General features: G+C 58.7%; 8 protein-coding genes and 2 pseudogenes. 4 read left to right on the plus strand and 6 right to left on the minus strand.

The features are described 5' to 3' along the window. Position 1: 1 nt before the first annotated feature. The 4 genes and pseudogenes from DTP52_RS10470 to DTP52_RS10485 all read left to right on the plus strand — a co-directional run. Positions 2-1177: an MFS transporter gene (locus DTP52_RS10470; RefSeq protein WP_256594251.1), complete on the plus strand. Its 1176-nt coding sequence runs from the start codon at positions 2-4 to the stop codon at positions 1175-1177. 99 nt (positions 1178-1276) lie between these two features. Further along, positions 1277-1717 (plus strand): hypothetical protein, encoded by a 441-nt coding sequence (locus DTP52_RS10475; protein WP_109753294.1) that lies wholly within the window; start codon positions 1277-1279, stop codon positions 1715-1717. A gap of 34 nt (positions 1718-1751) precedes the next feature. Further along, the gene (locus DTP52_RS10480) at positions 1752-4673 is read left to right on the plus strand and encodes a DUF4132 domain-containing protein (protein ID WP_109753295.1); all 2922 of its coding nucleotides are present in this window, start codon (positions 1752-1754) and stop codon (positions 4671-4673) included. A gap of 61 nt (positions 4674-4734) precedes the next feature. After that, positions 4735-4836 (plus strand): annotated as a pseudogene (locus DTP52_RS10485) (hypothetical protein); the annotation flags it as partial. A gap of 193 nt (positions 4837-5029) precedes the next feature. Here DTP52_RS10485 and DTP52_RS10490 read toward each other — a convergent pair. The 6 genes and pseudogenes from DTP52_RS10490 to DTP52_RS10515 form a co-directional block, all read right to left on the minus strand. Beyond that, a pseudogene (locus DTP52_RS10490) lies at positions 5030-5387 on the minus strand (hypothetical protein). A 444-nt stretch (positions 5388-5831) separates the two neighbouring features. Further along, positions 5832-6410: an NADPH-dependent FMN reductase gene (locus DTP52_RS10495; RefSeq protein ID WP_109753296.1), complete on the minus strand. Its 579-nt coding sequence runs from the start codon at positions 6408-6410 to the stop codon at positions 5832-5834. Continuing rightward, the gene (locus DTP52_RS10500; protein ID WP_109753297.1) at positions 6411-8813 is read right to left on the minus strand and encodes an RND family transporter; all 2403 of its coding nucleotides are present in this window, start codon (positions 8811-8813) and stop codon (positions 6411-6413) included. Beyond that, entirely contained in the window at positions 8810-9775 is a 966-nt protein-coding gene (locus DTP52_RS10505) for a YCF48-related protein (RefSeq protein ID WP_249411804.1), read from the minus strand. Before DTP52_RS10505 ends, DTP52_RS10500 begins: the two co-directional genes overlap by 4 nt. Before the next feature lie 216 nt (positions 9776-9991). Beyond that, positions 9992-11344 (minus strand): DUF1329 domain-containing protein, encoded by a 1353-nt coding sequence (locus tag DTP52_RS10510; protein WP_109753299.1) that lies wholly within the window; start codon positions 11342-11344, stop codon positions 9992-9994. A gap of 24 nt (positions 11345-11368) precedes the next feature. Further along, on the minus strand, positions 11369-13021 hold the full coding sequence (locus DTP52_RS10515; RefSeq protein ID WP_109753300.1) for a DUF1302 domain-containing protein: 1653 nt from the start codon (positions 13019-13021) through the stop codon (positions 11369-11371). Positions 13022-13226: the final 205 nt, after the last annotated feature.

Here is a 13226-nt window from a genome sequence, read left to right on the forward strand (position 1 = left end):
CGTGGCCACTTACTCGCTCGTTATTCGGCGCTTGATGATCGTTTCGCTGACAATCGTGGTCAGCCGTGCCATTACCAGTCCATTGCTCACGCTATTCCTGAGCAACAAGTTGGGCCTCAACCAACAAGACGTCGGTTTGCTGCTCGGTATCGCGGTGTTCGTCGCCACCCTGTTGGCGCTGTATGGCGGCTATGTCATCGACCGCCTGGAAAAGCGCCGACTGCTGATCCTGGCGATGTTCTCCAGCGCCATCGGTTTCATACTGCTGACCTTTGCCGAAAACCTTTACCTGACCACCATGACCGTGGTGATCACCGAGACCGCGTCGGCGCTGTTCCTTATCGGTTCAAAAGCGATCCTCAGCGAAAACCTGCCCGTGGGCCAGCGCGCCAAGGCGTTTTCCCTGCGCTACACCCTGACCAACATTGGCTATGCCACCGGTCCCATGCTCGGCGTGGTGATTGCCGGTGTCTATCCGATCGGGCCATTCCTGATCGCCGCTGGCATCGCGTTTTCCAGCATTTTCCTGATGACCGGCATCCCCAGGGATGCCGCGTCAACGCCGGTCATTGGTCAACCGCCGAGTTTTCTCAAGACGCTCAAGACCCTGAAAAACGACCGAACCCTGATCATGTTCACCTGCGGCTGCCTGCTCAGCACGGTGGTGCACGGACGCTTCACCCTCTACTTGTCGCAATACCTGCTGGTGACCCACGATTCCAAACGCGCGCTGGACATCATGGCCGCCCTGCTCGCCTGCAACGCCATCAGTGTGATTTTGCTGCAATATCAAATCGGTCGGTTCCTCGATCGCGAGAAGCTGCGCTACTGGATCGCCGCAGGCACCAGCCTGTTCATTCTTGGCCTGATCGGCTTCAGCCTGGCGGACAGCATGGTGAGCTGGTGCGTGGCGATGTTCATTTTCACCCTCGGTGAAATGATCATTTACCCGGCCGAATTCCTTTTCGTCGACACCCTGGCCCCGGAAGAACTGCGCGGCAGCTACTACGGCGCGCAAAACCTGGCGGCGCTGGGTGGCGCCCTGAGCCCGGTGATCTGCGGATACCTGCTGATGCATACCCCGGCCCCCACGATGTTCTATGCGTTGAGCGCACTGACCGCGATGGGGGGCCTCTTGTGTTTCATGAGTGGTCGTCGGATGACTAAAGTAATCTGAGCCAGGCACTGCACGAGCGCGCAGCACGATGAAGTTTGTTGCAGACCGGGCTATGCTAAGGCGCTCCCCCCGGCTGGCCTGGCTTGCAAGGAATGCGTCATGGAGTTCGTGGTTCATAGCTATTGCCTGAAAGGCGCACGCCAGGAGCCTTTGCTGCCGCCTGTCACCCTGACACCGACCTCGCTGACCTTGACGGTCGCCGAGCTCATTCGCCTGACCGTCGCCGAACAGATCGCCGCGCTGTCGGTCCAGCACTGGCTGGCACAAGTGTCGGTGCGCGAAGTGCTCGATCGCCAATACCTGAGCGAGCGGGACGTTCTTCGGCAAGCCAGTGAAGGCGCGGTTGTCATGCCTCAGGCCAGCGCGCCTCTGGACCTGGATGTCAGCGTTGAGGTCGAACGCGCCTTGAAGGGTTTTGAAGCCCGTGCGTTCCGCGTTCTGCACAACGGCGTCATGCTGCAAAGACTCGATGAATCCATTGAATTGAGCCCCCCTTCCACGCTCGCGTTTATCCGCCTGGTGCCGCTGATTGGCGGTTGATCCTCGTCGCTCACTTTTTTGCTCGGATACCCTCATGCAATCACGCCGTCCTGCGCCCGAACAAACCACACGCCTCGCTGCGCTGCGAACATTCTGTGATAGAGCGTTGGATGACTATCCCGAGCTCAGCCACTACGACGAATTCGAGCCCGATTTCTGGGAAGGCATCGACTTCCTGCGCATCGCCGATGACTGGGTAAGGCAGCATCCCAAGGATGGGCCCAAGGCACTGGCGGATGGTTTTGTGTTCCCGACCGTTTGGGACGATCTGGAGGACCGCCGCGATCAACAGCGCTATGGCCTGCAATATCGACTCTGCGATGCGTGGATCACGGCTCGCCCGGATGCCTATGCACTGGAGCAGATCGGTGCGCGACTGCAGCATATGCTGCAATATGCCTTCGAGGACAGTGACTATCCCTTGCCCACTGACGAAGATGACCCGGCCTATTACCGAAGAAGCCCGGACCAGGCCTGGGCCTTCCCCGACGTTCACGCCTGCATCAATCGCCTGAGCAATTATCCGTCCACCCCGGCCTGGCAGACCTTCGCCGAATGGTTGCTGGACGGCAGCTGGAACCGCGAGCAGCCCCCTTCAGCGCCCGGTGGCGAACAAAGGAAGATCGCCGACGCGTATATCTACGTGCACAAGGAAATCCAGCGCATCGCGCTGGGCCTGCTGGAAGCGGGCCGCCTCGATTACCCGCGCTTCGTCCGGGCAGCCAATACCTGGGGCCGGGCCATGATGTTCTACTCGGACGACGCCGGACTGGACAGCGATGATGAGGACCTGAATGGGTACGTCGATGAAGATTTCGACGAGGACGATGCAAACGACGAGGACCCGGAAGACATCGATGATGAGTCGTCTCAGATTGATGAAATCCCCACGCAAGAACCTGCCGTCGCGCCCCCTGAACTGGCGAACTTCACCGTTCGTTATGTCGAGGACGCCCTGGCTGGATTGCCCGATAACGCCGAGAGGCTGGCTGACACCTTCCGCTCGGTAGAGGTGTATCAGACCCGTTGGTTGTTGCAGGCCCTGGCGGTCATCGAACGACTGGGCATAACGCCGGATGACTTTGACAGCTTCGGCGATACGGCCGCGGTGCTCCAATGCTTCCTGCTGCTTCAGGACTTGCCCACAAACCAATCGGCAGAACTGCTCGCGGCGTTGTCCGGCTTTTCAAGAAATACACTGCTCACCGCCCTGCCCTACGCCGGCCAAGCCAGCCGAGTGGTGCTCGACGCGCTCGGCTGGAGTGATCTGCAAGGCTTCCAGCGTGAATACCTGAACATTGCCCTGGCCCCTCGGTCCGGCTGGGGCACCGACCTGCCCAATACGCTGGATGAAACCGTGGGCGTGGTGGACCGTTACCTGCTGGACAAGGCCCTGGCCGAAGCCGACCCAGACCACCTGCGCGAGTACCTCGCGGCACTCGAACCCTCGCACTGGGCGTTTCCCGAGACGCGTGTACTGCTCGACGCCTACCAGGGCATCGGTCGAGCGGCGCTGGAAAAGAAATTGACCCGCCACGCACAGCCGGCCATGCGCATCTATGGCTTGCTACCCGTCACAGGGCCGGACGACGTACGCCAGCGCTACCTGACGCTCAAGAAATTGCACAAAGAGGTGCGTAAATACGGCGCTCAGCGACAGGCCAACTCCCACGCAGCGGTGCAGGCAGGTCTGGAAAACCTGGCGCGTGTCGCCGGCTACCCTTCGATGATTCGCCTGGAATGGGCCATGGAATCGGAAATCGCCGAATCCGCCGTGACGGCCGCTTCCATCGATGGTTATGACATCACGCTCGTCATCGACGGCTTGTCGCCTACGTTGCACATCTGCAAAGCCGGCAAGACGCTCAAAAGCGCACCGCCTGCGATTCGCAAGCACGCCGACTTCATCGCCCTCAAAACGCAGCAAACCCAGCTCAAGGAACAGATCGCCCGCTTCTGCCGCACCCTGGAAGCAATGATGAGCAGCGGCGAAAGCCTGGCTCTGGACGAGCTGAAGCCGCTGTTGAAAATGCCTGCGGTTCGCCTGCTGCTCGAACAGCTGATCATGCAGGCCGACGACGCTGCGCTGGGCTGGCTCGATAGCGCGACGCTGACGGTGACTGACCTTGAAGGCCGCCAACACATCGCTGAAAAGCACCTGCGTATTGCTCACCCTTTTCATCTGTTCATGGCTGGACAACTGTCGGCCTGGCAGAAAGAAGTGGTGACCCATCGCCGCGTGCAGCCGTTCAAACAGGCCTTTCGCGAGTTGTACCTGCTGACACCTGTCGAGCGAGACACTGGCTTGTGGTCCAACCGATTTGCCGGCCACCGCCTGAAAGGCAAAGTAGCCACTCGGTTGCTGCAGGTCCGCAACTGGTCGACCTCAAGCGTCGAGGACATCTATTACGAGAGCAAAGAGCACGGCATCCATGCCATGTTCAACTTTCTGGATACCGGCCATTACCTCTCGGAAACAGAACACTTTACCTTCGACACGATCGTGTTCTACCGCAACCAGCAAGCCATACCCCTTGAGCACGTACCGCCGCTGCTGTTTTCGGAGGTCATGCGTGACGCCGACCTGCTGGTCTCCGTAGCCCACGCCGCAGACGGCTACAGCACCAGCCACGAAACCCTGCAACGACGCGCCGAACTGGTCGGCGAGTTGATTCAGGGTCTGGGGTTACGAAACGTCAGATGCGAAGGGCATTTTCTGCACATTACCGGCCAGCGGGCGAACTACCGCATTCATCTGGGCAGCGCAGCCATCCATATCGAACCCGGCAACTACCTGTGTATCGTGCCCGTCGGCAGCAGCTCTACGGAGTTCTACCTGCCGTTCGCCGACACCGACAAGAAAATGGCCGAAGTGCTGAGCAAGATGTTTCTGCTGCTGGACGACCTGAACATCACCGACAGCCTGATACTGGAGCAGATACAGCGCGGCGGCTGATGTTGGCCTTCGCCGCTGCGCTGTCGCCTGAGAAACCGAAAGATCGAAGGTTAGTCTTGACTCACAGGGACTGGTAGCCAGAGGTCTGGACATGGCAGGACAGCTACGAGCGTTCGTTGTCAGTGAAGACCAAATGAAACAGGCATTTGCATTGCTGCGGTAAATCTCCTTGTGAGTCGCCCCCGGATCGGCCAATCGCGCAGTCAGGCAACCGAAAAAGAGTTCATTGCCAGTCAGCGTTGGCGGATCCCACTCGGTGAAGTTCGATACGGATAAGAAACGGCGAACCCACAAGACCCCGAGTCATGCACGCCGACCATGAGGTGCTGTTTATGGCATGGACGCCAGCGACACACTCATGCTCCGGACAGTTTTCGAAATCTCACTGCACGGTCGACGCTGTTGACCATTTGGGATGCCGCATGGATCGTCAAAGGGTGCTGGGTAAAAACCCGGTCTTGGCGTAATGTAGCCAGCCATTTCACGCGCAACCGCAAGCTGCTGGTCCGTCCCTTGGGCGAGCAAAGCGATAACCAGGTTTTCCAGAGCAATCACACGAACACGAAGATGAACCAACTCGGCATTCGACAATTCTGGAATCTCATTAGTCCCTTGGATGGGGAACGCTTTTGCTGCGTCCTCAGTGTCCCATTTCGAAAGCGTCATCTGGAGTTGTTGTGTAACAACCGAAGAGGGGGTCTTGTCTTTAGGCATCAGAGGATTCTCCAAAGAGAAGGCGAATGGTGAAGGCTCAAGCCATCATCAGCCTTTGATCCACTCCAGCAACACGCCGGGCAACAAGGCGTATTGACGTGCGCCGAATACCGCATCACATCTGGCTCTGCGCAACATCGATGGGAATATCGAGTATGAACGTCGCGCCCTGCCCGACCCCGTCGCATTGCCTGCAGTAGCGATGAGCATAGCCTCAAGGTGCCCGCTTCGCGCGCGGCCATGGAGGATTTCAACCAACGGAGCGACCGGCAAGGTCACATCGGCTACGACACCTTGGTGGGCGAGCGCGGCATCAGGCATACAGGAGCGCCGCAGCCAAGGGCGGGTCAGGCGCCGCCTGGCGTGACATGCCCGAGCGCTTCGGTCCATTGAAATCAAAAGGGTGTCCGTTATTGAAGCAGGAATGGACGTTTTTAGCGGACATCAAGGACAACGTGAACTTCGCCTCGCCGGCTCCCTGGCGATCTGCGCGATCAACGCTACAACTCCATCCAATAAAAAAGCCCGAGCTGATTCGTCCCGTAGCTGCCCGTGCTCTATCTTGCTGGTCACATTACCGATCACGATCTGCGGATAGGCGACCTGCAGCGCCTGGATCGCCCAGAGCGTTTCATTGAGCTGTTGATGCGCACGCACTCCGCCCGTGAACGCCGGCGATGCAGTGAAACTCAGTACCGGACAGCCTTGCAGCGCCGATTTCCCATGAGGACGGGACAACCAGTCCAGCGCATTTTTCAACACACCGGACATACCGTGGTTGTACTCCGGCGAGCCGATCAAAACCCCATCGGCCGCCGCCACGGCGGCTCGCAAGGCAATCACGGCCTGGGGTGCATGAGCACCATCGTCATCCTCGTTATACGGCGGAATATCGTTCAATCCATAGCGCGTCAACCGGACATGCTCAGGCAGTCGTTCGGCCACCGTGCGCAGGATCGCCGTATGCGCCGACTGCCGGCGCAGGCTGCCGGACAAGCCCAGGATGTTTATCGTTGCGGTCATTTAGATACTCACGGTCTGTGGCTTGGGCTTGAGAAGAAAATGTGCGAGCGCGGGCACCAGGATCAACGCCCCCACCATGTTCCAGACGAACATGAAGCCCAGCAAAATGCCCATGTCGGCCTGGAACTTGATCGGCGACAGCACCCAGGTGGTCACGGCCACGCCCAAGGTAATCCCGGTCATCACCACCACCTTGCCGGTGGACAACAGCGCCAGGTAATAGGCATCCGACAGGCTTGAACCATTGCGCAGGTTGGCAAGCGTCACGCTCAGGATGTAGAGCGCGTAATCCACGCCGATGCCCACCCCCAAGGCGATCACCGGTAGGGTCGCCACTTTTACGCCAATGTTGAGCCCCACCATCAAGGCTTCGCACAGCACGGAGGTGAGCATCAACGGCAACACCGTACAGACCACCGCACGCCAGGACCTGAACGTGATGAAGCACAGGGCAATGACCGCCGCGTACACCATGAACAACATCTGCACGTTCGAACGCTTCACGACGATGTTGGTGGCCGCCTCGATACCGGCGTTACCCGCCGCGTTCAGGAATTGAATCTGATCGCTGTCATGGTCGGCCGCGAACTGTTCGACCGTCTGCACCACGCGGGTGAGCGTATCGGCCTTGTGGTCGGTCAGGTAGACATACACGGTCAGCAGATCGCAGTTCTGGTTGAACAACTCTCGCGGTGCGCGAGTGATGATCGCGTTCAATAGCCCTTGGTTACGGGGGATCTCATACCAGGTCATGCTGCCTTCGTTCATGCCGGCGGCAGCCTGTTTGCTCAACGCCGCCAGGGAGGTGGTGGAGACCACGCCCGGCAACTGTTGCAACTGCGCCTCCAGTGCGTCCACCGTGACCAACGTCTGGTAATTGGCGCAGAAGTACTGCGGGGTCTTGACCATCACCACGTACTTGTCGCTACTGGCGGAGAAGTTGCTGACCATGAAGCGGTTGTCGGTGTTGTAGCGCGATTCGGGACGCAATTCCGGCGCTCCGGGATTCAAGTCGCCGATCTTGACGTGAAGACTGATGGCAAAACCCACCGCCCCCAGCACCACACCAATAAAGATCGCGCCAGTGGCCCATTTGCGTTCGGTGAAGCGATCCAGGAAGGCCCAGAACGGATGCCGTGCATGATGGGCGTCCAACCTGGAAAACCGGTCGTTGGCCGCTTCCCGTTGCGCCGCCATTTTGCTCACGCCGGTGTATGACAACAGGATCGGCAGCAAAATCAGGTTGGTAAAAATCAGCGTCAGCACACCGACGGTCGCGGTAACGGCCAGGTCCTGGATCACCGGGATCTTGATGATCATCAACACCGCAAAGCCCACGGCGTCCGCCACCAGCGCCATCAAGCCGGTCAGAAACAACCGGCGAAAGGTGAAGCGCGCCGCCACCAGTTTGTCGGCACCGCGCCCGATGTCTTGCATGATGCCGTTCATCTTCTGGGCGCCATGGCTCAAGCCGATGGCAAACACCAGGAACGGAACCAGGATGGAATACGGATCCAGGTCAAACCCCAGGGTCGGCAGCAAACCCAACAACCAGACCACCGCGATGATCGAACACAGCAGTACCAGCACTGTGCTGCGCGCACAACGGGTGTACCAGAACAACACGAGCCCGCAGATCACCAGGGTCGCAGCGAAGAACAGCTGCATCTGCCGCATGCCGTCCATCAAGTCCCCCACGACCTTGGCGAAACCGGTGATGTGAATCTGGATGTTCTGGTTTTCGTACTTGGTCCGAATCTGTTCGAGTCGGTTTGACAGTGCGTTGTAATCCAGTGGGGTGCCGTCATCCGAGGTACTTTCCTGAAGCGGCAGGAGCACGATGCTGGACTTGAAATTGGAGGCCACGAGCCGCCCCACCTCGCCCGACCGTTCGATATTCTGCTGCACCTGTTCCAGGCTATTGGCCGAGCCATTGTAATCGTCCGGAATGACCGGCCCGCCATCGAAGCCCTCCTCGGTCACTCCGATCCAGCGCGTGGCCGGCGTCCACAGGGACTTCATGTAGGAGCGGTCGACACCAGGGAGCAAAAACACTTCGTCGTTGATCTTCTTGACCGTCTCCAGGTATTCGGCACTGAAAATGCTGCCCTGCCTGGCTTCGATCGCAATCCGCAATGTGTTGCCGCCCTCCCCCAACTGACTGCGGTTTTGCAGATAGTTCTGCACATAGGGGTGATCCGTGGGGATCATTTTTTCAAAGGCGGCATTGAGCTTCAGACTCAACGCCTGATAGCCGAGCACCAGGCTGAGGAGCACACAGATACCTAAGACAATGCTGCGATGATTGAACAACAGCCGCTCGACCAGGGTTCCGGAAGCAGGATCAAAAGCAGGTGATGCAAGTGCAGGCGAGTGTTCGGCAGAGTGCGTAAAACTGTTCATTGTGACGGCTCCGACGATTGCACTTTTATGGCGGACGACAGCATGCCGCGCGTGCTGCTGATGATCAGCTCACCGTTCGCCGCTTGCGTCATGCCTGTGAAGTAGCGAGATTGAGGGATCGCAAGGACAGCGGCCTGTGTGTCGCCATCGGCAAAACGCAGCACCCGGCCCGACTCGTCCGCCAGCAAGACCGAGCCATCATCAAGACGCAGGCCGCTGGTCAACGTCACCGGTTGCAAGGTGTCGAGACGCTTCCAGGTCTCGCCGCGATCCCGGGACTCGAAAGCCTTGCCACGCAGGCCGAACGCCAGGATCGAATGGTTGTCGGTCGCGGCAAGACCGAAGATCGTTCCCTCATAAGGAGACGCCAGCGCCTCGAAGGTCTGGCCTGCGTCACTGGAACGCAGCAACGTCCCCTGCTCGCCCGCCATGAAGACATCGGCACCTATCCGCGCGATGCCGTAGAGATGCAATCCGTTTGGATTATCGACATGGGAACGAATGGACTGCCAACTGAGCCCGCCGTCATGGGTGACGAAAGCCAAGCCATAGGCCCCCACCACCCAACCGTTTTGCGCGTCCAGGAAAAGCAGGTCGAGCAAAGGTTTATCCGGCCCTTCATCCATCAATTGCTGAGCTTGGGACAGACGCTCCGGAGCCTGTTCTCCGGAGTCGCGCTGGGCTTGCTTGAGTTCGATTTCGGCGGCCTGAACACCGTCGAGCTGTTTATCCCAGGTCAATCCGCCATCCGAGCTGTGCAGGACAACTCCGGCATGCCCCACCGCCCAGCCCTGGCTGTCATCGATGAAGTGCACCTTTACCAGCGTCACGCTGACCGGCGAGCCGACTTGCTGCCAGGTCGCTCCGTTGTCATCCGAGACAATGATGAAACCTCGCTCACCCACGGCCACCAACCGTTGCCCCGCTCGGGCAACACTGAGCATGACCGATTGCGTTGCCATCGCACTATGGATCGCCGGTTGCAGCAACAACCCAGTCGTTTGCGCTACGGCGTTTGGGCCATAACACGTCGTCGCCATCCAAAGGCTGGCAATGAAAACCCTGATGGGGCCTGAATAAAAAGTAGGCATGTCTGAACCTCGATGATGCCGCTCCTCGGAAGCGATGGCCGTGCACCGCCGCCAGGAACCAAACGTATTAATCAGCTGTTGCGAGGCTCAGCGAACCGATCCGGATGCCACTGAAGTGCCGGTGAAAAAGTTTTCGGGTTTGCGCGGTATCACGCTATAGGTTTCGCCATTAAGGCTCTGGACGACACTGTAGGTCTTGGCCTGCAGGTTGTAGATCACCACAGGCTTGACCACCACCGCAGGAATGGACGGCACCACGAATGGCAGCACCTGGGAGACACGCCACAGTTTGCCGTCGGCGTCGTAGCCATCGACCAGCGAGATGGTCCAGCTGTCTTCGTCGATGAAGAATCTACGCTTGGGCACGGCGTGGCGTTTGCCCGGGGCAACCGTGGCTTCCAACTCCCAGACGCGGTGCAGTTCCCAGCGCACTTTGTCCGCATTGAGGTGGTTGGCGGTAAAGGCATCGTCACGTTTCTCGGCGTGGAACTTGTTGTCGTTGTAAGGGATGTACAGTTCTTTCTTGCCCACCAGTTTCCAGTCGTAGCGATCCGGATGGCCGATGAAGCCGTGCACCTCATCGAAATAGTTGGCGCCTGAAGCGACGAAGTCCGGGGTGTCATAACCCACGGTTGGCGCACGCCGCACACGACGTTGGCCGACCAGGTACTGCCAGGCCTCCCGAGGCTCCTGGGCGCTGATGCTGTCATGGGTCACCAGCGATTCCCCGGCCTTGAACGGTGGCTCGCTGGTCAGGAACCGCAGCAACGCATACTGCCCGGACCATTTATTCGCAGCGCCGTCCTTGTAGTAGTACGGGTATTGCCAGTTCTCCACGCCCCGGCTGGCCAACGTCCGAGTCCCGTCGGCGTTGCCGATGACGTTGGCATAACCCATCTGTATGGATTCGGCTTCGACCCGCAGCAGGAAATTCCAGATCACCTCGTTGCCGTTTTTCGGGATCGGGAACGGGATACCGCCGTAGCAGCCCTCTACCGACAGGCCATTGCTGGTGGTCTTGCAGTTAGTGGCGTTGGCGAAGGTGTTTTGATAGACGCTGTCCGGTGCCGCAGCGCTGCGGTGAGTCGGGTAGACATCGAGGTGGAAGGTGTCGGGGAATTTGGCCAACAGGGCTTTGGTACCGTCACTCAACTTGTCGGCGTACTGCGCAGCGTTCTTGGCGGTGATCTGCAACAGCGGTTTTTCGCCAGGGAACGGATCGGCAGGTACATCGCCGAACTTGGCCCCGGCGACATCCTTGGTCAAGCCGCCGGTCCAGGCCGGGATGGAACCATCGGCGTTGCCGGCTTTTTCGGCCCCCATGGGCGTCAGCGTGGTCTTGAGCTTCGCCGCCTCGTCGGGACTGACCGCCGCCAGCGCGGTACCGATAGACAGGGAGATCGACAGAGTGGACAGCAACAGCAGTTTAATTTTTATCATTATCAGGGCCCGCCTGTTCTTTGCTTAAAAGGTTCGCTGGATCGAAAACGCCACGAAGTCCCGGTCTTTCATGTTTTGCTGGTAGGTGAACGAATTGGCTGAATTGATGACTGGCCCGGCCTCACCGAAGAAGTTGGTGTAGCTCAGCGAGGCGTACCACTGCTTCTTGTAATCGGCCTTGAGACCCAACGTCAGGTCGCCGCCATGTTCCGGACCAAACGCCTGGGGCGTGACGGAAGAACGCCCGGACGGGTTGTAGCCAATGGTGATCGGTGCTTGTACGTCGATGCCCGGAAACACCTGGAAGTACTGCGGTTCAAACGTGAAGCGCATCCCGAACGCATCGCGCGTGGTGTTGGGGTCCAGTTGGTCGGCGTTTTTGGTCACGCTCAACCGTCGGTTGAAAGCCAGTTCACCCAGCAGGGAAGCGCCGTCCCACAGCGCGGATCCGCCGTAGACATTGATCATCGATACCTGGGCATGCCAAGACCGACCGATGGGGTACGCGGGGTTGGAATCGTTGTCGGCGTCCATTCCGGTGATGATGGTGCCGCCGACGCCTGCCAGGGGGGTGTCGACCCTGATCGAGGTTTCACCGGCGATGTTTGCCTCTCCAACCTGAGTACTGAAACTGGCACCGAAAACTTTCACGTCCTCGGGATAGACATTGATGAATGAGTCATCGGCACCCGGCACCAGCGCGGCCGGGCGGAAGTAAAACACCGGCGTCTTCTCGTGGTACTTCGCGGCGTAGAGACCGAACTCCCAATCCTCGACGGCAAATTTCACCTGCGCACCAAATTGCCCGGAGTCCCTCGCTTCCTTGTCTTTTCCGTGACGCAACTCGCCGGTGGGAAAGAAAACCCGCTCGCCTCCCTCACCGACAAAATCCGAACCGCTGAAATAGCTGCCCGCCGCAGGCAACCGCGTCTTGTTCCATTCGAATTGGTAGTAGGCCCCCACGCTCACGGTGTCGTTCAGTTGCCAGTTGCCGGACACCTGCTTGGTGGGCATCAGGATTTCTTTGAACTGAGAACCGGGGACTGACTGAAGCTTCACCAAATCCACGGTGGACTGGGCGTTGGCAATACCGTTGGCACCGAAGAACAGGCTTTCGCCGTAGATCTGCGTGAACTGCCCGAGCCGCCCGGACAACGAGGTCGTGCCGATTTCCGTCGAACCATAGACAAAAGCATCGAGGATTTCAGTGCGTTGACCGTGGATCCGGCGGGTGTCACTGGTGAATTCGTCATGGTCGACACTCACCGAGTTGGCGGTGCCCGGCGAATCGTTGTCATTGTCCTGGCTGTAGACGTTGTCGTACCAGGAGGCCGCACTGAGGCGCGCACCGACGTCTTTGTACTTGATGTCGAATTCGGAAAGGATGTCCAGGCGATTGGAAATGAGCCCGCGATCGAAATTTCGATCGCCATCGTCCAGGTTGGGGTTGCTGTTGGAGGTCCCGGGGCCGACCGCCACCTTGTGATCGAGTTTGTTCACGCGCCAGGCGTTGCTGTACTTGATGGTGTTATCCCACGTCGCCGAAAGATCGGGGTTGCCGGTGTCGATCTGGAAGGCTTGCGCCTGGGTTGAAACACTCAGCAGCACCGTTGCGCTGACTGCGCAAGCAAGACTGGAGACCGGCAACGGGCAGAACCGCTGGTTGGCTGTTTTCATGGAGATGTTCCTGTTTTTTTGTTTTTGTAAAAGGTCATCCACTCGCAGCATTGGCCGCGAATACCACTGGCACGATTTTTGTGCTCAAAATAATATTTACTGCACTTAAACCAACTTTGTGCACAAAACCTATCCCTGCATAAATTCAAAGTCAAGCGGATAATCAGCCTTTGCACTAAACTCTGTTTTGCGCATAAAATCCGTT

This window comes from Pseudomonas sp. 43mfcvi1.1 (genome assembly GCF_900115935.1).
Lineage (GTDB): Bacteria > Pseudomonadota > Gammaproteobacteria > Pseudomonadales > Pseudomonadaceae > Aquipseudomonas > Aquipseudomonas bijieensis.

What these genes read in the sequence shown, in the direction of transcription:
- DTP52_RS10505 (WP_249411804.1), bottom strand. Translation starts at nt 9,775, where the DNA reads ATGGCAACGCAATCGGTCATGCTCAGTGTTGCCCGAGCGGGGCAACGG.
- DTP52_RS10475 (WP_109753294.1), top strand. Translation starts at nt 1,277, where the DNA reads ATGGAGTTCGTGGTTCATAGCTATTGCCTGAAAGGCGCACGCCAGGAG.
- DTP52_RS10515 (WP_109753300.1), bottom strand. Translation starts at nt 13,021, where the DNA reads ATGAAAACAGCCAACCAGCGGTTCTGCCCGTTGCCGGTCTCCAGTCTT.
- DTP52_RS10510 (WP_109753299.1), bottom strand. Translation starts at nt 11,344, where the DNA reads ATGATAAAAATTAAACTGCTGTTGCTGTCCACTCTGTCGATCTCCCTG.
- DTP52_RS10495 (WP_109753296.1), bottom strand. Translation starts at nt 6,410, where the DNA reads ATGACCGCAACGATAAACATCCTGGGCTTGTCCGGCAGCCTGCGCCGG.
- DTP52_RS10480 (WP_109753295.1), top strand. Translation starts at nt 1,752, where the DNA reads ATGCAATCACGCCGTCCTGCGCCCGAACAAACCACACGCCTCGCTGCG.
- DTP52_RS10500 (WP_109753297.1), bottom strand. Translation starts at nt 8,813, where the DNA reads ATGAACAGTTTTACGCACTCTGCCGAACACTCGCCTGCACTTGCATCA.